Genomic DNA, 25,656 nt, shown 5'->3' with positions numbered 1-25,656 from the left:
ACAGGGACACCGTAGCTTCAGATTGTCGGTCAAAACTGCCCACCTTCGCGTGGAACACATGCCCACAATGCCGTGGAACAGCCGCCCACGATCACGTGGAAACACTGCCCATCATCCCGTGGAATGACTGCCCACGATCACGTGGAACACGCAGCCGGTGCTGTGCATGTCGGATAAACCCGGGGCGGTTCCTTCTTCACAAGGCGGCCGACACCGTTCGATCGCTCCCATGCCGCGAGCTTCTTCGTGAAACGTGCCGGCGGCTTGGGACTGCCGTCGGTGTAACGGATCAGCGCCCCCAAAGGGGCTAAGTCGATGATGGTCGTTGCAGACATGATTCCTCATCCCGAATGCGAGAGTTCGCATTCATCATATTGATATTACTGTATTTTATCAGAGTGAGGGGCGGGTTTCCCCGCCTCCGGATGGCTCAGATCATTCCGCAGCCATCATGGACGCAGCACTCTCCGGCAGACCGGCCGTCAGGAAGGCCGGGAGATCGACGTCCTCGGGCTCGCCCGCATCTTCCCCCTGCCCTTCTGCGATCGGCTTGCCGTCTCCTGCCGCCAGATCGGCCCGACGCAGGACCTCGGGCAACCACGCGCTTCCCTTGAGGAGCCGCTCGGCTTCCGTGGCCATCTCGCCCTTCTTAAGGTGATCGAGAAGCTGCGCGGTCCCCTCCCCCTTCGCCTCGCGCACGGCCTCGAGGATCCGGGCCTTGGGAACGCGGTTGAGATAGCCATCGACCGTCGGCTCCCAGCCCGCTTCGACCATGTCGAGATCGACCGCGCGCGCCACGAGATCGGCATGGGCCATGCGGCGGGTCAGGCCACTGGCGGAGATGCCCGCCCCATAGGGGTTCACCTTCTCATGGAGGGCGTTGATCCCGAAGCTGAGGCAATGCGCCAGAAGCGCCAGACGACTGCCCTGGTCGAGCACGGACAGATAGTCCCAGAGCTCGGCATCATCGCCGAGAGGTAGATCAGCCTCCCAGGCGGCGTGACGCTCATCGACCAGCTTGGCGACGACGCTGTCCTTCAGATCGGGCGCCTGTGCCGACATGTAGACGTGGCGCACCGAGGCGTCGAGGCAGCTGCCCGAGGCCGAGGAGGTGCGGAAGGTGTCCGTCACCAGCTTCAGGAGCAGGAGTGTCAACGCGACGTCCGGCGAGCGCCCGATGGCCTCGCGCAGCGCAAGGGTCCGGTGGGCCGTCAGTTCCATGACCAGCCGCTCGGGCAGCGGCTTGAGCGCGCCGTCGTCTTCCTCCTCGGACGCATCCACGCCGATCGGCTGACCACCCGAAGTGATGACGGTGCCGCCGGCAGAGGTCGCCGACGGTTTCCAGCTGGAAACACCGACATCACCCCCCTGCCCCATGACATCCACGCCATCACCATCCTGGACCGCGGTCTCCTCGCGCGGCTCGTCCTCGGGCCGGACATAGCCGCGATAGACCGCGAGGCTGCCGTCCCGATCCAGCGTCACGAACACGCCAGCGCGCCCGAGCTCAGCGAGATCGTAGATCAAAGGCCGCTGTTCGAGCGCTTCCATCGCCATCTCGAGCTGACCGAGCCGGGCATCGATGTCCTCGGGGTATTCGTCCTGGCCGGAGTATTCCTCTTCCAGCCCGCGATACTCAGCGAGGAGCGAAGCGAGGGCCGCGCTTTCCTCGTCGGTCATCGGCGCGGCATCACCGGCGAGACGCCGCAGACCGTTGCTGTAGCCATAGGGCAGGTCAGTCGCCACCTCGATCCACTTCCAGCCTTCGGAAGCAAGCGCTTCGGCTTCGGCCTGGAGCTTCTCGGCGACCAGCCGCTCAAGCAGGGCAGGGTCCTCGAGCCAGCCGCCGTCATCGCCCTGGAAGAGATCGCGCAGCACGATACCGCCTGCCGCCTCATAGGCATCGACACCGACAAAGACCGCGCGACGATCAGACGCCCGGACCGAGGTCTCGGTCAGCATGCGCCGGATGGCATAGGGCTCCTTGTTCCACGAGTTCTTCACAGCCTCCCAGACCTGCGCCTGACGCGCATGATCGGGGTTCACCGTGAACGCCATCAGCTGTTCCAGCGTCATGCCATCCTCGGCATAGACCTCGAGCAGGGCAGGGGCCACGGACGCGAGTTTCAGGCGCTGCTTGACGATCTGCGGCGTGACGAAGAAGGCCGCCGCAATCGCTTCCTCGCCCTGACCCTTTTCCCGCAGGGCCTGAAACGCGCGGAACTGGTCCAGCGGGTGCAGGGCGACGCGCTGCATGTTCTCCGCCAGCGAGTCGTCCTCGGCGAGGATCTCCGACGCCGTATCCCGCACGATGCAAGGGATAGGCGCGGTCTTGGCCAGCCGCTTCTGCTTCACCAGCAGCGACAGTGCCTGGAAACGACGGCCGCCGGCCGGGATCTCGAACATGCCGGTTTCGACCCCTTCAGCATCGACCACGGGCCGGACGTTCAAGCCCTGCAGCAGGCCGCGCCGCGCGATATCTTCGGCCAGTTCCTCGATCGAGACGCCTGCCTTGATGCGCCGTACGTTGGACTGGCTCAGCACGAGCTTGTCGAAGGGGATGTCCCGCGAAGGGGACAGCGTGATTTTCTGGGCTGCTTTCGCCATCAGATCTTCTCCACGACGGGCGCCGGAAGCCACTCTCCCGATCTCACTTCCCGTCACCCCTCAAACCCCCAAACTTTTCCTCTCTTCTGCTACCGACGCATCGCCGCGTTACTTAACAGCTGTAAAGTCGCGCCGAACTTGATGATCGCTCCAAGACACTTAACAGCTGTTATGCAGCATTTCGCCGAGACATCAGCGCCATGACCATCGGCCCACAGGAGAATTCGCCCGCCGCTGCCTTGGATGTCAGCGCACGGAGGTAGCCACCGGGCGACCGGATGTCCGCAAAGCGTTCCAGCATAGCGACGACAACGATCGATGCCTGCTCGGGGCCCATGAACCGTTGCGCTTCTTCCCAAGCTGACGCGCTGATCCCCATGGCGGGCCGCACATGGCAAGCGGCGTCGAAAAGCTGATGCCAGTGGCGGATATCGCCTTGGTAAAAGGTTTTGAGCGACGGGCAGCCAGCGATCACCAGATGGAGCGGGATCTTTGGCACGCGTCTTGTGTCCGCTTCTTCCACGTCAGCAACAGGTGCATCCGTTTCAACATCTGGCGCGTCGGCCGCCGCCCCGCCTTTTTCTAAGGCAGGTTCAAGATCTACAGATTCTTTATTTGAATTATGATGGTGGCGCTCAAAACTGGCATCATTGGTGTTCATTTCTTCTGTTTCAGGGCCATCAATGACGTTGCGTGCGCGATCGAGAAGGGCTTCAAGGTCGGTCCGATATGCGGAGAGCTCCTCAAGCGTGAGCTTGCGGCGCAGGGCGCGCGCTGTGAGGACAGCCTTGTCGCGAAACTGATCCCACAGGCCAAGGCCGGGCTGGATCTCCTCTCCAAACTCCGCGAGGGCAGCGAGATCGCGCCGCATCAGGCTCACGACCTCCCGCAGTCGTCGCACACGGTCCTCGGCCTCACGCACGGCCTCTGCGGCCCGTGCCACCTCTTCGGACCGGCAGTAGAGTGGCGAGAGATCGAAGCCGAAAGCCACGCGCTCTTCGCCATGCTTACGGACATACCTCTTCCCGTTGGGGCTATCGCGGCGCATGAGCAAGCCAGCGTCCACCAGGCGTGCAATGTGCCTGCGCATGGTGGAGCAGGGCATGCCATTCAGCCGCTCGCAGATCGCCTTGTTGGACGGGAAGACGACCATTTCAGCGTTCCCTCCAAGCGCATCGTCCGGGAAGAAGCTGAGAAGACCCTGCATGACCGTCAAATCACGTTCTGTGACCCCAAAGGCCGCTTGCGCCTTGGACAGTTCGCGCAGGAGTTCCCACTTGTTGATGGGCTTACCCGGAACAGATACCTCAGGCCGCTCGACCACGCGCAGATGGGCGTGCGAGATCGGCCGCATAAACGGCGAAATCGGTGTGTACTCCATGATGTCATTCACGAAGGCAAAATTTCCCTGGCCCGCGAATCGCTTTGCGCTTGCGGGAAAGGGGCCAGATCGCTACATTCAGAGGTGCGAAAACTGAGTTTTGTAGCGGGCTGGTCCCGTGCGAAACCTAAGAAAGGTCTCGTGAAGCTTGCTTCTCGGGGCCTTTTTCTTTTCTGCCTGTCTCGTGCCTCCTTTTTGGTTGTTGCTCTTCCTCAGTCTTCCTTGCGCTTCCAGCGCTCGTGAAGCTCGGCGATCAGCTGCGGGGCCTTGCCCTCAAGCCAGCTGACAAAATCTCTGTCCTCGGCCTTCAGCTCGAGCTTGAACTGTCGGCCGCGGCGCCCTGTCGCGATGGTTGCAGCCCCGACACCCGGAATGGCCACACTAGGTGCCCCTCGGGGGCTTGATGGGCGGGTCGGCCGCTCTGCCTGCACCACTGCGGCGAGGACGGCCAGGAACGCGGCGTCCGACTTTTCGTCAGGTCCACCGGAGTGAGAGGACCTGGTCTCTGCCGCTACTGCAGCGAGGTTCTCACGGTCCACAGATGCATCGCCCAGTGACTTCTTGAGTTCCTCCCAACGAGGCCGGCCGATACCTGGCGCAGCACCTATCGCTAGGACGAGGCTCTCGCCAACCGCGCGAACGACGCTTAACAGCTGCGACACACCAGCTTCGGTAAGACCTAGAACCTCAGCCACGCCCTTGTTGGTGCGTTCCGCCTCTCCCAGGTGATCGCCATTGAGCAAGGCTGCCGCCACCAAGGCACGTTCGATGAAGCTCAGGTCGCGGCGTTCTTGGTTCTCGAGCAGCTGATCCCGAAGCGCCTGATCCCCGTCCATTTCGGTGACGATCGCACGGACCTTGATCCCGAGATCCCGGCAGGCTTCAAGCCGACGCCGCCCGTAGATCAGGCTGTAGCGATCCCCTTCGAGAGGTCGCACGAGGATCGGCACCCGTTGGCCACTTCTAGAGATCGATGCCTTCAGCCCCGCAATCTCGATTTGAAGACGGTCATCCAGCCTGCCCACGGTCTCGATATGGTCAGGCTCGATCTCGAATACGCCGCCCCGCAGCCTGCGCCCCTCAAGAGCGTCGGGGGCATTGCGCAAGGTCTGCAAGGGCAGTCCCAGTTTAGGCTTTCTTGCCATTGCGTCCCCACGTGCTCTGGATGATCCCGGCGATCTCGTCGTTGACGGCATTCATGGACTCGATGGCGCGGTCGAAGGTCTGGCGCGTGAAGTCCTTCTTGTCCGCCTCATACAAGGTCTGCTTGGTCAGCCCGGCATCCGATATCGCCGTCGACTCGACCATGTGGTTGGTCAGCACCGAACGCCCGAAGAGCCCGCGGATGAAGGCGATCACCTCGGTCTGTGGGGCGTCGCCCACCTTGTAGCGGGTCGGCAAGAACCGCAGCCAATCGAAACGCAGGTTGGCGCCTGCATCGCGGATCACACCCAACAGGTCTGCCGTCATCCGCAGGAACTGCGACATCGACATGAGGTCGAGCATCTGTGGATGGACCGTCACCAGGACGCCCGAGGACGCGGAAAGGGCAGACATGGTCAGGAAGCCCAGTTGCGGAGGGCAGTCGATCACGACGACATCGTAGTCACTTTCGACGCTGTCGAGGGCGTCTCGGACTCTCGCGAAGAAAGCGCGGGCGCCGCCACGCTGGATCGCGGCCGGGGTCTCGTGCTCGAACTCCATGAGCTCGAGATTGCCCGGAATGAGATCCAGGCCACGGATGTAGGTCTTCCTGATGACCTCGGAAACCGGAACAGGGTCGTCATACCGGACTGCGTCGTACAGCGTCCCGCCTTCCATGAGGTCCAGTTCAGGCTGGATCCCATGCAAGGCGGACAACGACGCCTGCGGATCCAGATCAATGGCCAGCACACGATAACCCTTGAACGCGAGTCTCTGCGCAAGGTGCGCTGATGTGGTGGTCTTGCCGCTTCCACCCTTGAAATTCACAACGGAAATGACTTGCAGCTCGTCGCCCTTACGACGGCCCGGCACGTACGTTCCCGGCTTCTTGGCGTTGGCCTCAAGGCTTTGTCTTATCTCCCAGACATCGTCGAGAGTGTAGCGGCGATGGCTACCGGCCGTCGTCTCAACGTCGGTGATCTTGCCTTCCCGATGAAGTTTGCGAAGGTAGGTATGATCGACACCGAGCAACTCGGCCGCCTCACCGCTCGTCAAGCTGCGCATCACCTTCTTCGCATCGGGTGGGAAGTGCGCTGCACGTTGTGCATGCAGGTTCGAAGCCAAGAGTTCGGCGTAGTGGCCAATGGCGGCGTCCAGGTCTTTGTCTATCTCGGTCATGCCCCGCTCGATCCGTGGGCGCGATTTTTATGTGACCGCGCGTTATTTTTCGAGACTATTGCCTGACCGATCAGATTCGCGCAAGCACTTTCTAAATCTGGTGTCAGCCACTGCGTGACGCACAAGAGTAGCCCAAGCTCGCGGACAGGCTTGCCTATGTAGCTAGTGTGATATACATTACTGATCGTATATCCACGCAGGAGGCCAAAATGCAGGTCGCGAAATGGGGCAACTCGCTCGCTGTCCGCTTGCCCGCGGAGCTTGTCCGGGAACTTGGCCTCAAGGAAGGCGATCAGATCGATCTGGTCAAGGACGACGGCCAGGTCAGAGTTCGTCGTCTGGCGCGCGCGGATGAGGTGCTTACGGGTCTGCGCCGCTTCCGGGGCAAGCTGCCCGCTGCAGAGCGCCTGAGCCGAGATGACGCGCATGAGCGCTGAGTTCGCGGACACGAATGTCGTTCTTTACCTGCTCGACGATGGCCCAAAGGCCGATCGCGCCGAGATTATCCTGGGGCAGGGGCCCCGGATCAGCGTTCAGGTCCTAAACGAGACGCTGGTGAACTGTCGCCGCAAGGCTGGCCTAAGCTGGGAAGAAGCAGGGGCGTTTCTCGAAGGAGTGCGTGCTTTGTGCCCCGTCGAAGACCTGACCCTCCAGACCCATGACGTCGGCCGTGCCTTGGCGGAACGCTACGGCTTCTCGATCTACGACGCGATGATCGTGGCCAGCGCTTTGGTTGCGGGCTGCACCACGCTGTGGAGCGAGGACATGCAAGATGGCCTGCTGGTCGAAGGCCAGCTTCGCATCATCAACCCCTTTGCGTGAGCAGAGAGTTTCTGAGCATGGCGCTGGCCAAAGCCTTGTAATCCTTCCATGTCGTGGAGAATTTGCAAGGTATCTCGACTACGCAAGCAGCCCCAGCCTCTCAGCCCTTTCCAGCAGCATCTTCACCGAGGAGGGTTGCCAGCTTGTCCGCCCGCGGGGCGTACGCTCGCGCATCGCTTCCAGTCGAGTGCAGATCGCCTGAAGTGTGATGTCGGGGTCCGCGCCCTTGATGGCGGCGACGATGGCGGGCAGGCGGTCGTCGGTCTCGCGGCGGCCGGCGCGGTCCAGTACTGTGGGCGGTAGGAAGCCGTCCCGCACATAGGCGTTGACTGCGCGCAAAAGGCGGCTTTGCGTCCATTGGCGCTCGCGGGGCAGGGGGCCGTTGACGATGCGCAGCACGTCTTCCCAGGCCATGTCGGGCCGCAGGCGTCGCACATGGGGCACCCAGTCCTGCGCCGTCTCGTTCAGGCGTTCCATGTAGCCGTCCTGCCGCGCCAGCCGGACCTTGCGCAGCGCCGCCGGATCACGGGCGCGCAGGCCCGGGTTACCGCCGACCCTGCCTTTGGTCCGTGCGCTGGCCAGTCCGGCCTTGGTGCGTTCGCGGATCAGGGCGCGCTCGAACTCAGCGGCGGCGCCCAGGACCTGGAGAGTGAATTTGCCCTGCGGGGAGGACGTGTCGATCGGGTCCATGAGCGAGCGGAAGAAGGCGCCCTTGGCTTCCAGCCGCTCGATCACCTCCAGCAGATGCGAGAGGGATCGCGCGAGACGGTCGATCCGCACGACGACCAGCGTGTCGCCCTTGCCGATGCGTTCCAACACCCGCGCAAGCACCGGTCGCGCACGATTGCCGCCCGAGGCCTGCTCCTCGTGGATCTCGACGCAGCCCGCGGATTTCAGGGCCTGCGACTGGGGCAGGGGGGTCTGATCCTCGGTCGAGACGCGCGCGTAGCCGATCAGGGGCATAAAATCAGGCCATTTGCAGTTTCATATATCAGCAATAAACGACCGTTTGTAGACGAATGCAACGGCACTCTCGGTAGCACAGTTCATCAATATCGCCTTGATTTCCACTGGCTGAGCGCAATCGGAGAGTCCCCGCAGTCCATCGCGCGCGCGTGCTATATACAGTGTCTCAGCACATCCCGAAAAAACCCTTGGGTAAGATGCAAAATGATTGTATTTTGCACATATGAAGCCACAAGCATTCGCTGAATATGATTTTCTTGATGATCCTCTCGTCGACGTCGAGGAGGTCGACAAGGTGTCCGACGAAGATCTGTGGTTTCTGCCCGGTCCGACAGAAGAAGAGCCGGACGATTTGCCGCCCGGGCCAAGGGCGGAACCCCCCGAGACCGCGGCTCTCGACGACTGGCGGAAGGCCGAAGCGGGCCTTGCCGCGCGTCTTGCCCGTGTTGCTGGCCGTCTCGGCGCGCTTGACGACCGGTTGAAGCGCGGCCCGGAAGGCTGGCGGCACAGGCTCGCCCTGATCGAGGGAGCCGACCTCAGCTGGTTCATGGGTGATCGCCTCGGTCCGGATCGGCTGGCGCTTTGGATCTCAATGCGCTTATCAGGCGTGCAGGACGACACAGCGGCGCTGGCGCGTGTCGTATGGGCAGTGCGCCGCCTGAGCGGCGGCCCGGGTCCAGAGGTGGACCTCTCTGCCTTCCTCGACCGGCGCGACCCCGAGAACTTGGGCGTTGAGGCCGAACCTTTTGCGGATCGTGCAGCCGGCTGGACCGGTCTGATGGCACAAGCCGCCGATCTACACCCAATCACCCGCGCCTGCATGGGCTTTCACCTCTGGAGCCTCGCGGGCCTCGGGCAGCATGGCGACCTGATGGAAGCGGCGGTCACAGCCGCACGGATCGCGGTCAGCGAGGGCAAGGGGGCGATCTTTGCACCTCTGGCTATTGGCGGGGCAGAGGGGTTGCGCGCTGGCGGCCCACCCGCTGACCGTCTGGCGCGTTGGCTCTCAGGGATGGAGAAGGCCAGTCTGACTGCCATGCGGCACCTCGACGATATCGAGGCATGGTCAGCCAGGGTAGAAACCGAGATGTTGGCACTCTCAGGAAAGACGCCACCGGCGTTGCGCGCCGTGCTGACCGAATGGCCTCTCATTTCCGCCGGGATGGCTGAAGCCCTTACCGGAGCCAGCCGTGCCGCCGTTCAGCGTAACCTCACCTGGATGGAAACAAGAGGTTTGATCCGAGAGGTGACAGGGCAGGGAAGGTTTCGGATGTGGCGCGCAGCGACCAGATCGTGAAGACAGCTATTGGTCACTGTTGTTTGCGGGATCTGGTAGTTTCCGTTGCGTCTGAATGGAATGACGCACCGAGTCCCGAAGTAATCCTGACGCCGGGAAAACTGTTCTGCCCGCTGTCCGTAGCGGCTAGGGCAACTTGCGATAGGCGTTTAGCCCGCCAGCAATGAATCGGGCGTTCTTGTAGCCCATGTCCTGCAAAGTGGCGGCTGACAACGCGCCGCGATTGAACGCGTTGCAGTAGCAAAGGATTGTCTGGTCGAGATCGGGCAGGGCGGCCTCCACGTTCATTTCCAGCTTGCCACGACTTATGTGCAAAGACCCGGGAATATGCCCGGCGTCATGCTCTTCCTTGTCGCGGATATCGAGGACGACAGCTCCCGCTTTCAAAAGCCCGTCGACCTCTTCGGGCGCCACACCAGCGACACGGCTTTGCGCTGCATCGGCAAGTGCCTGAAATTTCTGAGTGTATGCCATTCGGTTCCTCGTATTTCGATTGTGCGGACGTTCAGGGGTCTGGAGGGTCGGCTTGATCACAGTGGCTTGCGGGCCACGAAGTCGATCAGGGCAGATTTCCCGACATGCCTGCTGCCTTCAGAGAGCTCGGACTCATATTCCGCAAGGTGGAGGATCTCTAGACCGTTGAAACGGTCGGCCAGTAAATCGGCAGTGTAGAGGTTTTCGAGAATGCGCGGACCGCCCGTGTTATGGGCAAGTTGCGCCGGAGTATAGCCGTGCAGCAGCAGCAATCCTCCGGGGGCAAGGGCACGGATCATTCCCGCAAAGATCTTATCGCGCAAGGCGGGGCCCGCAAACTGGATGAAAATGGCCGCCACGACATCGTATGCGCCCGCGCCCCAGTCCCAGCTGGCGATATCGGCCACATGGAAATCCACAGTTGCAGCGCGTGATTTAGCAAGCACACGTGCCTTCCCCACGGCGACATCCGAGGCATCCATCGCTGTCACCGCCAACCCTTGCGCGGCGAGAAAGACCGAGTTGCGTCCCTCCCCATCCGCGACACACAGGGCCGTCTGACCTGCGGCAAGTCGATAGGCTTCACGGCGCAGGAAGGCAGCCGGCTCAGTGCCGAAGAGATAGCCGGGGGTGTTGTAGCGCTCGTTCCACATGTTCAGTGCCCCATTCCTGCGAAGCATTTGCGAAGGTCAGTTTTTCAAACTTCCAACGGCCATTCTGTGTCGCTCACACCACTGAACGCCCCTCGGTCGTTGGCACCAGCGAAAGTTGGCCGGGGCTGGTGGCATCCCGCACTGGGCTCGAGGGTGCAGGGGAAGTCGCAATTGGCTGGGTTTCTTTGGACAGAGTGCTAACGGCCTCAAACTGCGACAGGAAGATATGGCCCTTGAAATGGTCCATGAAATCCGACCGTTTCAGCGCGTCCATCACCGGGCCTTTGACTTCGGACAGGTGGAACCCGATCCCGGCGGAGCCGAGGCGGTGGGCGATGGCCTCGAGGCTTTCCAGAGCGCTCGCGTCGATGGCGTTTACGGCGGGGCACATGAGGATGACGTTCTTGAGCGCGGAGTTGTCGGCGATACGGTCGTAGATCGCATCCTCCAAGGCGCGGGCATTGGCGAAGTACAGGCTTTCGTCCACGCGGATCGACAGGATCGCAGGATCGGTGATCACGTCATGACGGTCGACGTTGCGGAAATGCTCGGTCCCCGGCACCTGACCCACGATGGCCATATGCGGACGCGAGGTGCGCCAGAGGAACAGCAGCAGCGAGAGGGAAACGCCAGCTGTGATCCCCGCCTCGACGCCCACCAGCAGCACGGTGAGAATGGTGACGGCCATGGCGGCGAAGTCGGCCTTGGAATAGGCCCAGGTGCGGCGGATAGCGGCGATATCGACCAGGGACAGAACGGCCACGATGATCGTGGCGGCCAGCACCGCTTGGGGCAGGAACCGGAATAGGGGGGTCAGAAAGACCGTGGCGGCAAGGATGCCAGCGGCGGTGAAGGCCCCCGCCAGCGGCGTTTCGGCCCCTGCGTCAAAGTTCACCACCGACCGGGCAAAGCCGCCCGTCACCGGATAGCCGCCCGACAGGGCCGAGGCGACGTTGGAGGCACCAAGCGCGGTCAGTTCCTGATTGGGCACGATCCGTTGCCGCCGCTTGGCCGCCAGCGTTTGCGCCACGGAGACGGATTCGACGAAGCCCACAAGGCTGATCAGCACGGCAGGCAGAAGCAGTTTCTGCCACAGACCCAGATCGAAGGACGGGAGCGCAAAGGGCGGCAGGCCTGCGGGGATCTCGCCGACGATCTTCACGCCCTTGTCCACCAGCCCAAAGCCCACCACGGCCAGGATCGACAGCACGATTGCGGCCACCGGGCCTGCTTTGGCGATCAGGTCAGCGACTCGGGGCCGCAAGCCGCGCGCCAGAAGCAGGGGTTTCAACTGTTTGCGGGTCCAGAACAGGAAGGCGGTCGCAGCGACGCCGATCACCACCGTATAGGGATTGATCCCGCCAATCCCGTTGAAAATGCCGGTCAACAAATGCGGCAAGGTATCACCGTCCGCCTTGATCCCGAGGACGTGTTTCAGCTGGCTGGTGGCGATCAGGATTCCCGAGGCGGTGATGAAGCCCGAGATCACTGGATGGCTCAGGAAATTGGCCATGAACCCCAGCCGCAGGACCGACATCGCGACCAGAACGAGGCCCGACAGGAAGGCCAGCGTGATCGCGGCGGTCAGGTATTCGGCACTCCCGGGTGCTGCCACTTGCCCCACCGCTGCGGCCGTCATCAAGGACACCACGGCGACCGGCCCCACTGCCAGCGCCCGACTGGTGCCAAAGATGGCATAGGCAATCAGCGGCAGGATCGAAGCATAAAGCCCCACCTGCGGCGGCAGGCCTGCAAGCATCGCATAGGCCAGGCTTTGCGGTACCAGCATGATCGTCACGATCACGGCGGCGACCAGATCGCTTTGCGCTTCGGTTTTCGTATAGGCCGGGGCCCATCCGAGGATGGGCAGAAAGGACTTGAGGGAGGTCACGAGAATTGCCTTTTCGGGGTTACGCGGCGGTCACGGGTTGCGGTTTGGCCATCCATTCGCGCCCGCGCAGCATGGCTTTCCAGTAGATCGGCGGCAGCATCTGTTCCTTCAGCAGCCAGGCCAGATGGCTGGGTTTGGTCCCGTCGATCAGCCAGCCAGGGAAGGATGGCAGAAGTTTGCCGCCATATCCGAACTCGGCCAGCACGATCTTGCCGCGTTCCACCGTCAGCGGGCAGGACCCGTAGCCGTCATAGGCTACGTCTTCTTCCTTGATCGCACCCAGATCCTTCAGCAGGTTGTGCGCCACGACCGGGGCCTGCTTGCGTGCGGCGGCAGCGGTCTTGGCATTGGGGGCGTTGCAGACATCGCCAAGGGAATAGATGTTGGGCAGCGTTTTATGCCGAAGTGTGGCCTGATCAACGTCGACCCAGCCCGCGGCATCGGCGAGCGGCGAGACGCGGACGAAATCGGGCGCGACCTGCGGGGGCACGACATGGATCATATCGAACCCGGTTTCCACCGTTTCCGTCGTGCCATCGGTCTTGGTCTGGGTGAACCACGCAGTCCTCGCCGGGCCATCCACGCGGGTCAGGCGATGCTGGAAATGCAGCTGCGCCTTGTACTTCTCGATGTATTGCATCAGCGCCGGGACGTATTCCTTGACCCCGAACAGCACCGCACCCGCGTTGAAGAAATCGATCTCGATGTGCTTCAGCCGCCCGGTCCGATACCAGTGGTCCGCTGATAGATAGAGCGCCTTTTGCGGGGCACCGGCACATTTGATCGGCATCGGCGGCTGGGTGAAGACGGCGCGCCCTCGTTCCAGCCCTTTGACCAGCTCCCAGGTGTAGGGGGCGAGGTCATAGCGGTAGTTCGAGGTGACACCGTTGCGGCCCAGCGTCTCGGTCAGCCCTTCAATGCCCGCCCAGTTCAATTTAAGGCCGGGGGTGACGACGAGTTGGCCGTATCTGACCACCCGGCAGCCGTCCAGGATCACCACATTCTTGTCCGGCTCAAAGGCTGCGACAGCGGCCTTGATCCACCGCACGCCAGCGGGGATCAATGATCCCATCGTCTTGGCGGTGCTTTCGGGATCGAAGATGCCGCCGCCGACCATGGTCCAGCCGGGCTGGTAGTAATGGATGTCGGCCGGGTCGATGATGGCGATGTCGAGATCCGGCTTGCGCGCCTTCAGGCTGGCCGCAACCGCAATCCCTGCCGCCCCGCCACCAATGATGACGACGGCATGAGACGCATCGACGGTATCCGTTGGTGTGCGCCCGCCATTGGCGATGCGGCGCACCACGCCTGCCATGTCATAGCCTGCCGACTTGGTTGCCGCGATGATCTCGGGCAAGGGCCGCCCCCGCCCGCCTTCGGACAGCGACCACAGCGTCGCCGACCTGGTCCCGGTGCGGCAATAGGCCAGGATCGGTTTCGGCAAGCTGTCCATGGCCGCGCCAAAGGCCAGCGCATCGGCATCGCCAACCTTGCCCGACACGATTGGCAGATAGGTAGCCTGCATCCCCGCCGCTTTCGCCGCTGCCTCGATTTCGGAGAACGAGGGCTGGTCGGCCCCTTCGCCATCTGGGCGGTTGCAGATGACGGACTTGAACCCGGCGGCGGCGAGCGCCGCGATGTCTTGCGGAAGAACCTGTTCGGAGACGGACAGGCTGGGCGTGATCGGTTTGGCGGTCATGGACAAGGCTCCTCTCAGAGCGTTCTTTGGTGTTCTGGCGTCAGGCCCGGACGGATTGCGACATGGTCCACAGGGATGCGGACCGATTGCCAGACCGGCAAAAGGCGATGATCGGCGTCGGCAGGCTGGCGAGCAGATCTCGGAACGCCGCTGCCTCGCTGGGGCCTGCCTGGCCCGGAACAATGGGCAGATAGGCGGACTGCATCCCCGCAGCCTTGGCTGCCTCCGCGATCTGGTCAAAGCCGGGCTGGCCCGGTCCACACTCGCCATCGGGCAGGTTGCAAATGATCGATTTGAATCCGGACTTGGCCAGGTGTGCCACTTGCTGCGGCAGGACTTGAGGGGAGACCGACAGCGTCGGGGTCAGTGTCTTGATTGTCATGAGGAGATTCCTTGGGGTTGGATTGCGGACGGGAACGGGCGCCTACAGCCCGTTGATTGGCACCTTCAGGAACCGCTTGCCGCTTTCGTCCGGCGGCGGCAGATCGCCCGCGCGCATGTTGACCTGCAACGATGGGATGATCAGCTTCGGCATGGCCAGTGTCGCATCTCGCGCTTCGCGGACCTGTACGAACTGATCCTCGGTGATGCCGTCCTTCACGTGGATGTTGTGCGCATTCTGCTCGGCCACCGTGGTTTCCCAGCGGATTTCGCGCCCGTTCGGGCCGTAGTCGTGGCACATGAACAGACGCGTTGTGTCGGGCATCGACAGCACCCGCTTGATCGAGCGGTAGAGCGTCCGGGCATCGCCACCCGGAAAATCGGCGCGGGCCGATCCGCCGTCGGGCATGAACAGCGTGTCGCCCACAAAGGCCGCGTCGCCGATAACATGGGTCATGCAGGCGGGCGTGTGGCCGGGGGTGTGCAGGACAAAGGCGGTCATGCCGCCGATCTGGTAGGTATCGCCATCCTTGAACAGCCGGTCGAACTGGCTGCCATCACGCTGGAACTCGGTGCCCTCGTTGAACACCTTGCCGAAAGTGTCCTGCACGATGGTGATGTTTTCGCCGATCCCGATCTTGCCGCCCAGCTTGCCCTGAATGTAGGGCGCGCCTGACAGATGGTCGGCATGGACATGCGTCTCGATCAGCCATTCGAGGGTCAGGCCGTGAGACTTGATGAAGTCTATCACTGCGTCGGCCGAGGCATAGGTAATGCGGCCTGCGGCATAGTCGATGTCCATCACGCTATCAATCACGGCGCAGGACGTGCTGGCCGGATCGCGAACGACATAAGTCACGGTATTGGTGGGTTCGTCGAAGAACGCGGTGACTTCGGGTTTGAGCGTCAGATCAACGGCGTGGGGGATCGGGGTAAAGGCGGTCATTGGTCTATCCTCCTTGAAGGGCTCAGGCGGTTTGGTGTCAGGCGAATTTCGGGCGGGGCAAGGCTTGCAGCCACCGGGCGAGCAGGATGCCGGCCCCCATCGAGATCAGGAACAACGCAGTCGGCCAGGGCGCAAAGCCGAGCGCGGGAATGGCCCCACCGGGGCAGAAGCCGGATATGCCCCAGCCCACGCCGAACAGCGCTGAGCCACCCACCAGCTTCATGTCGATCACCTTGCTGGTGGGCAGGTGGAATTTCGTATCGAGCAAAGGCGCGGACCTTGCGCCGAACAGCAGGCGATAGCCGATAGCCGCCGTGATCAGTGCACCGCCCATAACGAAGGCAAGGCTGGGGTCCCAGGTGCCGAAGGGGTCAAAGAAGTTCAGAACCTTGGCCGGGTTGCCCATGCCAGAGATGGCAATGCCGAGCCCGAAAATCAGTCCGGCGACGAGGGCGGAAAGGATGCGGTTCATCGGTTCAGACTCCAAAGCCATGGCGGATCAGGGTGACGGTGGCGAAAGTGGTCGCCATGAAGGTGAGCGTGGCGACCAGCGAACGCGGCGACAGCCGAGCCAACCCGCAGACGCCGTGCCCGGACGTGCAGCCCGATCCATAGGTCACACCGACCCCGACGATGACCCCGCCGATTGCCAGCACCACGCCGGTCGTGGGCGAAGCAAAGCTGAACTCTGCGCCCAGCAGGGTGGCAATCAGCGGCGCGGCAATCGCTCCCGCAAGAAAGGCCAGCCGCCAAGGGCTGTCGGAGCTTTTCGGCTCAAGCACGCCGCCCAGCATGGCGGTCATGCCCGCGATGCGCCCGTTGAAAGCCATCAGGATCACGGCCCCAAGGCCGATCAGAATGCCGCCGAACAGAGAGGCATAGGGAGTAAAGTCAGTGATCATTCTTCTTGAGGCTCCGGGTTGTGCGAAACTTGGTGCTGCCGCCGACCTCAGCCGCGGTTCGCGCAGCGTTGGAAGGCGGGCAAGTGGTTTTCTTCAGACGCATCGCGCAGTCGCTGCATGACGAGCGTGATGTCAGGATAGGCCACGACAGCGGGAAGCAGGTTTCCGTCATAAAGATCGCGGTTCGCGAGTTCGGCCTCGACGCCGATCTTGCATGCGTCGGCCAATGTTTCCGGGGCCGCCGGGGCTATCAGCGCACCGGTAGCATAGCCGTTCTCGGGGACGGCGACGCCATATGTCTCGTACAGGCCGATCAGCATGGCCTCATGCTGCCGCTCCGCATTGATGATGTTCGAGAACGGGCGAGCGTCCCCGAATTTGGCGATTACGGCGGCGTAGAACGCCTCGGCGTGACGCTCGTCCTGCAGGGCGGAACCCAGTGCGGCCACGGCGTCCGGTGTCAAAGCCTGGGACCAGGCAGGCGCTGCGGCCATGAGGCCAAACAGAAGAATGGCGATGGGACTTTTCGACACGTCGTGCCACCTTTCGAGGGTGAGAAAGAGTCAATCATACTGCAACCGCGCCGCAGGAATGCTGCCGCGGATCAATCTGCGTTAGAGCCTTGAGCGGGTCTGTTCAGGTCTTGCTGATCGGGCAGGTCCGGATGCCAAGGAGCGTGTAGGCCGGGCAGAACCGGAACGCGGCGGTTCCCAGCATCACGAGGCCAACGGCTGCCACGGCGAACTTCCAGGCCCCCCAGGCCGCGAAGAACCCGGCAAACGGCGGCAGGAACGGGGAAGCCAAAAGGACGGCCCCGACGATGAAACGAAGCGTGCGATCAAGTGATCCGACATTTGCCATTTTTGCCTCCTTGAGGACGAGCGATGTTGCTTTGTATCTTCGCAAATGCTAAAGTGTCAAGCATGAAAACAGATATCCTTGATGAAACTATAAACCCCCTTGAAGCGAAAGCCGAAGAGGTCTCTGCCACGCTTGCCGCCATGTCCAACCCCAAGCGGCTGCTGGTGATGTGCACCCTGCTGGCGGGTGAGAAATCGGTCGGAGATCTCGCCGAGATCGTCGATCTGACGCCAGCTGCCCTGTCGCAGCATCTGGGGAAGATGCGCGCGTTGAGGTTGGTCTCGACCCGCCGCGACGGGCAGACAATCTACTACAGCCTGGCCAGCACAGAGGTGCAGGCTGTGCTGGAAACCCTGTACCGGGTCTACTGCGCGCCCGACTGCTGAGGGGCGAGCCGGTCCAGAAGGATGCCGCGATTGACCGTGATATCGGCAATCGTCATGTCGTCCAGGACGGACAGGAAGGCACGCAAAGCCCTTTGTATTCCGCGTGATAGGTGGCAGACGCCTTCCAGCGGACACGTATTGGTTTCGGGATTGAAACACTCCACCAACTCTAGCGGCGCTTCTGTCCAGCGGACCACCTCGCCGACCGTGATCTGGTCGGCGGGCCGGGCCAGGCGCATTCCGCCGTTTCGACCACGAATCGTCTGGATGTAGCCTCGCTGGCCCAACTCGTGCGACACCTTCACCAGATGCGCTTTTGATATGCGGTGCACCCGAGACACTTCTTCGACCGTCACGATAGCCGGATCGCGCAGGGCGACATACTGCAGGGTCCTCAAAGCGAAGGTCGAGTACTGGGTCAGATGCACCTGCGGCACCTCCTGCGTCAAAAAGTTCGAAAACAGATATAGCTTTTCTGATCACACTGCAATAGTTGTGCGGAAAATGATGCTTTAGGGGGTGGCCGGTGATTCGGTTTCACTTGCGGCCCGGCAGCGCCAACTGATGCCGATCAGCAACGGGTTCCGCTGCCGGTGATACCGCCTGAAAGGACGCGGCACGCAGATGCCCTGTCTGCCGGGGTCACACGAAGCTTTCACAGGAGACGACGCATGAGCCTCAACATTGGCGATACCGCCCCGGACTTCACCGTCGACACATCGACCGGCAAGATCCACCTTCACGACTGGATCGGCGACGACTGGGTGTTCTTCTTCAGCCATCCGGGCGATTTCACGCCTGTCTGCACCACAGAGGTGGGCCGCACCGCCCAACTGGCGGAAGCCTTTGCCAAGCGTCACGTCAAGCCGCTCGGTCTGTCCACCGACGGGGTGGAAGAGCATCTGAAATGGATCGCTGACGTGAACGACACGCAGAACACGACCGTCACCTTCCCCATCGTGGCCGACCCTGATTGCACCGTGGCGCGGCTTTACGGCATGATCCACCCGCACGAAAGCGAGACGGCCGCTGTGCGGTCGGTCTTCATCATCGACCCCCAGAAGAAAATCCGCCTGACGATGACCTATCCGATGAACGTGGGGCGGAACTTCGAGGAAATCCTGCGGGTGATCGACGCCCTGCAGACGGCAGACGCAAAGCACATCGCGACCCCTGCCGATTGGATACCGGGTGGCGTGGTGATCATTCCGAACTCGATCAAAGCGCCGGAGGCGCATGCATTGTTCCCGCAGGGCTGGACCGAAGTGCGCCCCTACCTGCGGACCACCACACTCTGACCCGATGCCGCCCCCTTGCCCCGGGGGGCGGTCCGACACCCGAACCGGAGTTTCCAAATGTTGCCCGATATCACTGCCCTTGACCTTGCCCGGATGCAGTTCGCCTTCACGGTAAGCTTTCACATCATCTTTCCGGTGTTTTCCATCGGGCTTGCCAGCTACCTCGCGGTGCTGAACGGGCTGCATTTGTTGACGGGAAAGGCGGTCTATCTGGACATCTTCAACTACTGGAAAAAGATCTTCGCCGTGGCCTTCGGCATGGGCGTCGTGTCGGGCATCGTGATGTCTTACCAGTTCGGCACCAACTGGAGCGTGTTTTCCGACAAGACCGGCCCGGTCCTGGGACCGCTGATGGGCTATGAAGTGCTGTCGGCCTTTTTCCTTGAAGCGGGCTTTCTGGGAGTGATGCTGTTCGGGCGGCAGCGTGTCGGCGAAAAGCTGCACTTCTTCGCCACGCTGATGGTGGCGGCGGGCACCTTCATGTCAGCCTTCTGGATCCTGTCGGTGAACTCGTGGATGCAGACGCCCGCAGGTTACGGGATGAACGCCGAAGGGCAGTTCATCGTTGAAAGCTGGTGGGCGGTGATCTTCAACCCGTCCTTCCCGTATCGGTTGGTCCACATGGTCCTTGCGGCTTACCTGACCACCGCCTTTGTGGTGGGCGCCGTGGGTGCGCTGCATCTGCTGAAGGACCGTTCCAATCAGGGCGCGCGGGTGATGTTTTCCATGGCGATGTGGATGGCGGTCGTCGTGGCCCCGCTGCAGATCGGCGCCGGGGACGCACACGGGATCAATACTCTGGAGCACCAGCCCGCCAAGGTGATGGCGATGGAGGGTCATTACGATAGCCATCCTGATGGCGCACCGCTGATCCTGTTCGGCATCCCGAACCCGGAAGAAAAGCGCATCGATTATGCGGTGCAAATTCCTTACGCCTCATCGCTGATCCTGAAGCACGATCTGACCGCACCGCTGGCGGGCCTTGACACCGTCGACGATGCGCTGGAACCCCCAGTCGCGATCCTGTTCTGGACGTTCCGAGTGATGGTGGGCATCGGCTTTGCCATGCTGGGCCTGGGGGTGTGGAGTTTGATCGCCCGTTACCGCCGCCAGCTTTACAGCGCGCCCTGGCTTTACCGCGCGGCGATTCTGATGGGGCCATCCGGGTTTGTTGCCGTGCTGGCGGGCTGGATCACGACCGAGGTGGGGCGTCAGCCCTATACTGTCTATGGCCTGCTGACCACGGCACAGTCGGCGTCCTCGATCGATGCGGCGGCAGTCGGCACCTCGCTGGTGGCCTTTATCGTGGTGTACTTCACACTGTTCTCGGCCGGTCTGTTCTACATCTTCCGGCTGATGAGCAAACCGCCGCATCCGGGCGAACCAGGACTGCCAACGGATGAGCCGGTGCGCGCGGGCGGCATTATGCCAGCCCCTGCGATGGACGCCGAAGGCGATGGCCTGCTGAACGATCAGGGAGGACGAGCATGACACTGGACCTTCCGCTGATCTGGGCCGGGCTCATCGCCTTTGCCGTTTTGGCCTATGTGGTGCTCGACGGGTTTGACCTTGGCGTCGGCATCCTGTTCCCACTGGTGCAAGGCGAGGCGAACAAGGACGAAATGATGAACTCGGTCGCTCCGGTCTGGGACGGCAACGAGACCTGGCTGGTGCTCGGGGGTGGCGGGCTCTTCGCGGTGTTCCCGCTGGCCTATTCCATCATCATGCCCGCCCTTTATGCGCCGATCATCATCATGCTTCTGGCTTTGGTGTTTCGCGGTGTGGCCTTCGAGTTTCGCTGGAAGACAAGGCGCGGGCAGTTCCTGTGGGACTGGGCCTTTGCCTTCGGCTCGACCGTGGCAGCCTTTGCCCAAGGGGTGGCGCTTGGCGCATTGGTCCAAGGGATCAAGGTTGAGGGCCGCGCCTATGCGGGTGGCTGGTGGGATTGGCTGACAACGTTCAGCCTCTTCACCGGCGCGGCGCTGGTGGTGGGCTATGCTCTTCTGGGTGCCACCTGGCTAATCCTCAAGACCGAGGACCATGTCCAGCGCCGGGCCTACACAATCGCGTTCTGGGCCGCGCCCCTGACCTTGGCGATGATCGGTGTGGTCAGCCTGTGGACACCGTTCCTCCATCCGCTTTATGTCGCACGCTGGTTTGGCTGGCCAAATATCCTGCTGGCCATTCCGGTCCCGCTGCTGGTGCTGGCGGCGGCCTACATCCTGCTAAAGGGCCTGACCGAACGGCGCGAGACAAGCCCGTTTCTTGCGGCCCTGTCCCTGTTCGTACTCAGCTTCATCGGGATTGGCATCAGCTTCTACCCCAACATCGTGCCACATTCGGTCACGATCTGGGACGCTGCAGCCCCTGACAACAGCCTGTCGTTCCTACTCGTCGGCGCGGTTGTGCTGGTCCCGCTGATCCTAGGATACACCGGCTACTCCTACTGGGTGTTCCGCGGCAAGGTGAAAGCGGTGGGGGGGTATCACTGATGACTGCGCGGAGATCTCCGCTGTTCGCCAGATTGGGCTGGTTCGCGCTGTATTGGCTGGCCAGTGTGGCGGCCTTAGGCGTGGTAGCTTATGGCATTCGGTGGGCGATCAGCTAAGCTGGGGTCTGCCTAGATCCGTGCGCATACGGGCGATCAGCCAAGCCCCCGAACCCAGATAACTGAGACGGTGTCCGACCAGAAGCTCTACGGAAAGACAAGGAAACTCGACTCGAAGGCACCGGAATCTTGCATTTAAGAGTAAAATTCAACGCTCAAAGCACCGTGTCTCGGCATTAAGTGCTACTCGACACCTGACCGCGATGCGGCACATTGACGATGTCGAGGCATGGTCGATGCGCGCAGAAGAGATAATGACCCCGTTGTCTGGAAAGACCCCGCCCGCCCTGCGTGCTGTGTTTACCGAATGGCCCCTCGTTTCCGCCCCGATGGCCGAGACCGTGAATGAGCCAGCCGCGCCGCCATTCAGCGCAACCTAGCCTGGATGGAATCTCAGGGTTAATCCGCGAGATAACCGGGCAGGGGAGATTTCGGATGTGGTGCCAAACCCAGAGCGCTAAGCAGTCTCAGCGACAATAGACTGTCTGCACCATTGGACGACAGTGGTGACATCCGTTGGCAGGGCCAATGCCTCCTCTCCAGCAAAGGCCAAAAACGCCGCAAGGTTCAGGCCATTGACACCAACAAGAATGGGAATTCCCAGATCGACAGCGTCGCCGATGACGGGGACCAGGCCTTTGCCCTCAGCCTCACGCTTGCCGAATTTGTTCACGATGAGCATGTCAGAACCCGATAGGCGCTGCTGAACCTCGGCGACCGATTGTTCAAGCGCGCCAGAGTCGAGTGTGCAGCCTCTTGCGAGATCGCCGCGATCCTCACTGATCCGAACGATGGGACCTTGAGGAAGGATCATCAGGTCCATGTCGCACTTGCGGCGGTCAGGGCGTTCGATGTTCGACTGCACCGTTCCGGCAAGGCGCATGCCGTCAGTCTGCAACTGGTTTGCCACTGCTGCGATCAGTGCATCGGTCCGGCCGCGACCCTGAAGTGTTACATAAGCAAGTCTCACGGCTGCCTCCCTTGCGTCGTGGAATAAGGTGCTGCGCCGCCGACATGGTGCCGGCGGCGCAGCAAAGGTTTCAGAGCTGCACTTCCCACGACTTGTAGGAGACCCGCGCTGCAGCAGGGGTGGCATCCGAGATCTTGCGGATGTTGGCCCAGGTCTGCTTGTAGTTCGGCAGGATCAGCTCGTTGGTGCCGGCGTTGATCACGTTCCCCTGCGTCCCGTTCGGGGCGCCGAAGATCATGAAGGTCTCGTTCTTTCGGGCGGTCGACTCGGGATAGACGAGTGCCTGCGTGGCACCAACTTCGTTGAAGACCTCGACCATATCGCCCGGCTTCAGACCAAGATCGGCCATGTCGTCCGGATTGATCTGGATGAACGGAACGGGGAAGCGGTCCATAACGAAGTCGTTCTGCTGGTCCAGGAACCAGTTCTGCCAGTTTAGGTTTGCCCGCCCGTTATTGATCAGGAACCGGTTGTTGGCCTGTTGCTGGGCCTTTCCGGGGGCCTGGAGCCCGCGCCAAGACCCCATGCAGAACAAGGCTTTACCATCTTCTCGACCGTGGCGCGTAAAGACGCCGTCCTCGTAGAGCCGTGGTGTGCCGACGAGCGAACCGTTTTCATAACCCTTTACCGGCTCTTGCACACCGTCGTTGCCGGCAGCCCGCAGCCGCTCGTAGGTCACTTCCGTATTGCCCGAGTTGTAGCCGTCCATGAAGGCGTCTTCCTCGGTCTGCCAGTCGAAGCCCTTGAACTGGTCGGCGTATTCGGCGCGGCCTTCTTCACGCAGCACGCGTTCGAGATGATTGGCCAGCCGGGCTGCGATGATACAGTCGGGTTGGGCCGATCCGGGCGCGTCCATGTATTTCTCAACGAGCCGAAGACGCCGCTCGCCGTTCATCGACGTCAGGTTCATCTCGCCGGACTCCACCGCCGGAAGGATGACATGCGCGGCTTGCCCGATCTGGCTGTGGATGATGTCGACGCAGACGCTGAAGATGCCGCCCGCGTTGATCGCGCTGACGATCGCATCGACCAGCTCCTCTCGGGTCGCCCCGGCGCGTGCGTCCATCGCCTCCTTCACCATGTTCGAGCGGCGGTTATAGACGCGCTTGAACTCGGCGGCGTTGAGCGTGGTCTTGTAGTGGTCGTTAGCCCAGATGTGGTGCACCTTGCCGCCGCCCGCGATGATCAGCTGATCGATATAGGGCGCAGGACGGCCAACATGCGCGTCGGATGGACGGAAGTAGCCTTCCTGGTGTCCGCCCAGTCGGCAGACGCCGCCGCCTTCGCGACCGATGTTGCCGGTTGCAAGACCGATGTTCACCAGTGCCCCGATGACGCGGTAGTTGTCATTCCCCCAGATGATGCCCTTCTCATATCCGGTGACAGTCTTGGTACGGCTGCCGTCCTCCTTGGGCTTGGCGATCCATTCCGCGGCCTGGATGATCTGCGCTTCGGTCAGGCCGGTGATTGCTGCACCGTCCGCAAGGCTCATCTTGCAGGCTGCGCGAGCGGCCTCGAATGATCCCAGAGACGCGGGATGCGCGGCATCCTCGGGCACCGCAACATCGCCTTGGAAGGTCGATTTGGCGATGAAGTCTGCGTCCACCCAGCCTTGGTCGGCGATGTAGGTGAAGAGCGTGTTGAAAAGCGCAAGGTCGCTGCCGCTGGCAATCGCCAGGTGCAGCACGTTTTCTGCCCCGGCAACCTGCTCGCAGCTGTCCACTGTCACAGTGCGGCGAGGATCGACGACGATCACCTTCGCCCCGTTCTGCATCCCCTTGACCATGTGGTTCAGGAACAGGTTGGTCTGGCATTCCATCGGGTTGGTGCCGACCAGCATGATGGTGTCGGCGACCTGATAGTCGGAATAGGAGTAGTTCAACTCATCCACGCCCATGTCGCGGGTGCTGTGCACCTCTGAGTTATAGGCCGGGCGGTTGTGGATGCGGCAGTGCTTCACCTTCATAGATCCGAAGTAGAGCTTGCCGGTGCCCCAAGTGTTCTCATACCCGCCGGCGCTGCCGCCGTGGTCGAACATAGAGACGTAAAGGTCGTTCTCATCCTCCTTGTCGATGACACGCGCGGTAACGCGGGCCACGAGGTCCAGCGCATCGTCCCAGGAGGTCGGCTGCCAGGTTCCATAGCGCCAGACCATCGGTTCCGTCAGGCGCTGTGCCTGCGTGCCAGTGATGTCGGACTTACGGTTCTCGGCCATGCGCGCGCCGCGCACCGAGCCCAGGCCCGAGTTCACCACGCAATTGACGTCCGGCTTGATGACCAGATGCACGTCTTTGCCGCCCTGCTTGACGACGTTGTACATGGACGGCGCGTACCACGCTTCGGTCTCGGCCCCCTGCTGCTTGGACAGGTCCTCGCCCATCCAGTTGCTGTCGGTCGTGCCTTGAGTTTTCAATGGCCAAGTGTAGGCCTTATAGCCGCAACCGACGATGCAATAGTGGCAGGTGACGTTGTGTTCCTTGGCGCCTGCGGGAATGATCGGCAGGCGATCGATGTTGCGTTTGTAAGCCATGATCGCCCCCTTACCCTTGCAGCACGTTGGACAGACGGCCGTAGATCAGCTCGTCCGCGCCTTCGGCATAGATATCGCCCTTGTCGTCCACACGCAGCGCGAATTGCGGCAGGTTCTGCGTGGAGTGACCCCAGATTTGCTGGCCGCCCTTTTCACAGTCGAAGCGCGAAAAGTGGCCCGGGCAGTTCAGCGTCTTGTCGGCCCCGTGGTAGGACATGACAAACCCCTTGTGCGGGCAGAGCACTGAATAGGCGACGACATCGCCATCGGGCCCAGCACCGCCTTCGACCGCTGTGCCCAGTTTAAGCAGGACGCCGGGGCTGTCGGCATCGGGATAGCCGATATCCATCGGCTCGTTCACCTTGAGATCGGCGATATTCGCCAGTTTGCTGGACGGGTAGTCCAGCATTGCGCGCGCCGTCTGCGCTTGAGCCTGTCCTGCAGGCATGACCGTTGCCGCCGCAGCCCCTGCAACGCCGAGAACACCCCCGCGCAGGAACTGACGGCGGCCGACATCGACCAACCGGTTGCATTTCATGGTAGCTATTCCTCCCTTGGCTCCCTTGCCCAAATGTTAGCAGGGGACAGCTTCGGTCTGGTCGGCTGAATGTCTTGCCTGCCCGTTTGCAAACCGCTCAAAAACAAAGCTTATTTTCAGGTGT

General features: G+C 62.0%; 27 protein-coding genes and 2 pseudogenes. 9 read left to right on the top strand and 20 right to left on the bottom strand.

Features of this window, described 5'->3' with window-relative positions; all coding sequences use genetic code 11:
* Positions 1–149 precede the first annotated feature (149 nt).
* The 5 genes and pseudogenes from JO391_RS21650 to repA all read right to left on the bottom strand — a co-directional run.
* Positions 150–335: pseudogene (locus JO391_RS21650) on the bottom strand (UCP036055 family protein); the annotation flags it as partial.
* 100 nt (positions 336–435) lie between these two features.
* Entirely contained in the window at positions 436–2,607 is a 2,172-nt protein-coding gene (locus tag JO391_RS20550; RefSeq protein WP_220664768.1) for a ParB/RepB/Spo0J family partition protein, read from the bottom strand.
* A gap of 169 nt (positions 2,608–2,776) precedes the next feature.
* Positions 2,777–3,988 (bottom strand): plasmid replication protein RepC, encoded by a 1,212-nt coding sequence (repC, locus tag JO391_RS20545; protein WP_220664650.1) that lies wholly within the window; start codon positions 3,986–3,988, stop codon positions 2,777–2,779.
* A 212-nt stretch (positions 3,989–4,200) separates the two neighbouring features.
* On the bottom strand, positions 4,201–5,133 hold the full coding sequence (gene repB, locus JO391_RS20540) for a plasmid partitioning protein RepB (protein WP_220664649.1): 933 nt from the start codon (positions 5,131–5,133) through the stop codon (positions 4,201–4,203).
* Complete coding sequence (gene repA / locus JO391_RS20535; protein WP_220664762.1) at positions 5,117–6,310, bottom strand: plasmid partitioning protein RepA; 1,194 nt, start codon at positions 6,308–6,310, stop codon at positions 5,117–5,119. Before repA ends, repB begins: the two co-directional genes overlap by 17 nt.
* 209 nt (positions 6,311–6,519) lie before the next feature.
* Here repA and JO391_RS20530 point away from each other — a divergent pair, with 209 nt between their 5' ends.
* Complete coding sequence (locus JO391_RS20530) at positions 6,520–6,747, top strand: AbrB/MazE/SpoVT family DNA-binding domain-containing protein (protein ID WP_018065893.1); 228 nt, start codon at positions 6,520–6,522, stop codon at positions 6,745–6,747.
* The gene (locus JO391_RS20525; RefSeq protein WP_018065892.1) at positions 6,737–7,132 is read left to right on the top strand and encodes a PIN domain-containing protein; all 396 of its coding nucleotides are present in this window, start codon (positions 6,737–6,739) and stop codon (positions 7,130–7,132) included. The genes JO391_RS20530 and JO391_RS20525 overlap by 11 nt, the downstream gene beginning before the upstream one ends.
* A 78-nt stretch (positions 7,133–7,210) precedes the next feature.
* Here the strand turns inward: JO391_RS20525 and JO391_RS20520 are convergent, their stop codons facing one another.
* Positions 7,211–8,095 carry a recombinase family protein gene (locus tag JO391_RS20520; protein WP_018065891.1) on the bottom strand — a complete coding sequence of 295 codons (885 nt, stop codon included), beginning with the start codon at positions 8,093–8,095 and terminating at the stop codon, positions 7,211–7,213.
* A gap of 226 nt (positions 8,096–8,321) precedes the next feature.
* Here JO391_RS20520 and JO391_RS20515 point away from each other — a divergent pair, with 226 nt between their 5' ends.
* Positions 8,322–9,395 carry a hypothetical protein gene (locus JO391_RS20515; RefSeq protein WP_220664767.1) on the top strand — a complete coding sequence of 358 codons (1,074 nt, stop codon included), beginning with the start codon at positions 8,322–8,324 and terminating at the stop codon, positions 9,393–9,395.
* A gap of 126 nt (positions 9,396–9,521) precedes the next feature.
* Here the strand turns inward: JO391_RS20515 and JO391_RS20510 are convergent, their stop codons facing one another.
* From JO391_RS20510 to JO391_RS20465, 10 genes are all read right to left on the bottom strand, one after another.
* A complete protein-coding gene (locus tag JO391_RS20510) occupies positions 9,522–9,869 on the bottom strand; it encodes a rhodanese-like domain-containing protein (protein ID WP_220664761.1) in 348 nt (115 codons plus the stop codon).
* 56 nt (positions 9,870–9,925) lie between these two features.
* Positions 9,926–10,522, bottom strand: coding sequence for a class I SAM-dependent methyltransferase (locus JO391_RS20505; protein ID WP_220664760.1), 597 nt, complete (start codon positions 10,520–10,522; stop codon positions 9,926–9,928).
* A 73-nt stretch (positions 10,523–10,595) separates the two neighbouring features.
* The gene (locus JO391_RS20500) at positions 10,596–12,413 is read right to left on the bottom strand and encodes a SulP family inorganic anion transporter (protein WP_220664759.1); all 1,818 of its coding nucleotides are present in this window, start codon (positions 12,411–12,413) and stop codon (positions 10,596–10,598) included.
* Positions 12,414–12,432: 19 nt separating this feature from the next.
* Positions 12,433–14,112: a bifunctional protein tyrosine phosphatase family protein/NAD(P)/FAD-dependent oxidoreductase gene (locus JO391_RS20495; RefSeq protein WP_220664758.1), complete on the bottom strand. Its 1,680-nt coding sequence runs from the start codon at positions 14,110–14,112 to the stop codon at positions 12,433–12,435.
* Positions 14,113–14,152: 40 nt separating this feature from the next.
* On the bottom strand, positions 14,153–14,494 hold the full coding sequence (locus tag JO391_RS20490) for a protein tyrosine phosphatase family protein (RefSeq protein ID WP_220664757.1): 342 nt from the start codon (positions 14,492–14,494) through the stop codon (positions 14,153–14,155).
* Between the two features lie 42 nt (positions 14,495–14,536).
* Entirely contained in the window at positions 14,537–15,439 is a 903-nt protein-coding gene (locus JO391_RS20485; protein WP_220664756.1) for an MBL fold metallo-hydrolase, read from the bottom strand.
* Between the two features lie 37 nt (positions 15,440–15,476).
* On the bottom strand, positions 15,477–15,911 hold the full coding sequence (locus JO391_RS20480) for a DUF6691 family protein (RefSeq protein WP_220664755.1): 435 nt from the start codon (positions 15,909–15,911) through the stop codon (positions 15,477–15,479).
* A 4-nt stretch (positions 15,912–15,915) separates the two neighbouring features.
* Positions 15,916–16,341, bottom strand: a complete 426-nt coding sequence (locus JO391_RS20475) for a YeeE/YedE family protein (RefSeq protein ID WP_310795074.1) — start codon at positions 16,339–16,341, stop codon at positions 15,916–15,918.
* A 47-nt stretch (positions 16,342–16,388) separates the two neighbouring features.
* Positions 16,389–16,874: a ferritin-like domain-containing protein gene (locus JO391_RS20470; protein ID WP_259444937.1), complete on the bottom strand. Its 486-nt coding sequence runs from the start codon at positions 16,872–16,874 to the stop codon at positions 16,389–16,391.
* Positions 16,875–16,977: 103 nt separating this feature from the next.
* Complete coding sequence (locus tag JO391_RS20465; protein WP_220664754.1) at positions 16,978–17,202, bottom strand: YgaP family membrane protein; 225 nt, start codon at positions 17,200–17,202, stop codon at positions 16,978–16,980.
* A 62-nt stretch (positions 17,203–17,264) separates the two neighbouring features.
* On the opposite strand from JO391_RS20465, the gene JO391_RS20460 reads away from it, so the two are divergent.
* On the top strand, positions 17,265–17,588 hold the full coding sequence (locus JO391_RS20460; RefSeq protein WP_220664753.1) for an ArsR/SmtB family transcription factor: 324 nt from the start codon (positions 17,265–17,267) through the stop codon (positions 17,586–17,588).
* On the opposite strand, the gene JO391_RS20455 is transcribed toward JO391_RS20460, so the two are convergent.
* Entirely contained in the window at positions 17,567–18,016 is a 450-nt protein-coding gene (locus JO391_RS20455; protein ID WP_220664752.1) for an RrF2 family transcriptional regulator, read from the bottom strand. The genes JO391_RS20460 and JO391_RS20455 overlap by 22 nt on opposite strands.
* 243 nt (positions 18,017–18,259) lie before the next feature.
* On the opposite strand from JO391_RS20455, the gene JO391_RS20450 reads away from it, so the two are divergent.
* The 5 genes and pseudogenes from JO391_RS20450 to JO391_RS21645 all read left to right on the top strand — a co-directional run.
* A complete protein-coding gene (locus JO391_RS20450; RefSeq protein WP_220664751.1) occupies positions 18,260–18,886 on the top strand; it encodes a peroxiredoxin in 627 nt (208 codons plus the stop codon).
* Positions 18,887–18,943: 57 nt separating this feature from the next.
* Positions 18,944–20,377 (top strand): cytochrome ubiquinol oxidase subunit I, encoded by a 1,434-nt coding sequence (locus tag JO391_RS20445; RefSeq protein WP_220664750.1) that lies wholly within the window; start codon positions 18,944–18,946, stop codon positions 20,375–20,377.
* The gene (gene cydB / locus JO391_RS20440; protein ID WP_220664749.1) at positions 20,374–21,378 is read left to right on the top strand and encodes a cytochrome d ubiquinol oxidase subunit II; all 1,005 of its coding nucleotides are present in this window, start codon (positions 20,374–20,376) and stop codon (positions 21,376–21,378) included. Before JO391_RS20445 ends, cydB begins: the two co-directional genes overlap by 4 nt.
* Positions 21,378–21,494: a DUF2474 family protein gene (locus tag JO391_RS20435; protein ID WP_220664748.1), complete on the top strand. Its 117-nt coding sequence runs from the start codon at positions 21,378–21,380 to the stop codon at positions 21,492–21,494. Before cydB ends, JO391_RS20435 begins: the two co-directional genes overlap by 1 nt.
* A 185-nt stretch (positions 21,495–21,679) precedes the next feature.
* A pseudogene (locus JO391_RS21645) lies at positions 21,680–21,974 on the top strand (helix-turn-helix domain-containing protein); the annotation flags it as partial.
* Here the strand turns inward: JO391_RS21645 and JO391_RS20430 are convergent.
* The 3 genes from JO391_RS20430 to JO391_RS20420 form a co-directional block, all read right to left on the bottom strand.
* A complete protein-coding gene (locus JO391_RS20430; RefSeq protein WP_220664747.1) occupies positions 21,952–22,464 on the bottom strand; it encodes a DUF2478 domain-containing protein in 513 nt (170 codons plus the stop codon). The pseudogene JO391_RS21645 and the gene JO391_RS20430 sit on opposite strands and share 23 nt — an antisense overlap.
* Before the next feature lie 70 nt (positions 22,465–22,534).
* Positions 22,535–24,994, bottom strand: a complete 2,460-nt coding sequence (locus tag JO391_RS20425; protein WP_220664746.1) for an arsenate reductase (azurin) large subunit — start codon at positions 24,992–24,994, stop codon at positions 22,535–22,537.
* Between the two features lie 10 nt (positions 24,995–25,004).
* Positions 25,005–25,532 (bottom strand): arsenate reductase (azurin) small subunit, encoded by a 528-nt coding sequence (locus JO391_RS20420; RefSeq protein ID WP_220664745.1) that lies wholly within the window; start codon positions 25,530–25,532, stop codon positions 25,005–25,007.
* Positions 25,533–25,656 lie beyond the last annotated feature (124 nt).

Source organism: Neotabrizicola shimadae (genome assembly GCF_019623905.1).
In the GTDB taxonomy this organism is placed as follows: domain Bacteria; phylum Pseudomonadota; class Alphaproteobacteria; order Rhodobacterales; family Rhodobacteraceae; genus Neotabrizicola; species Neotabrizicola shimadae.
Note: the sequence above shows the minus strand (reverse complement) of the source record. Positions and strands in the feature narration are given on the sequence as shown.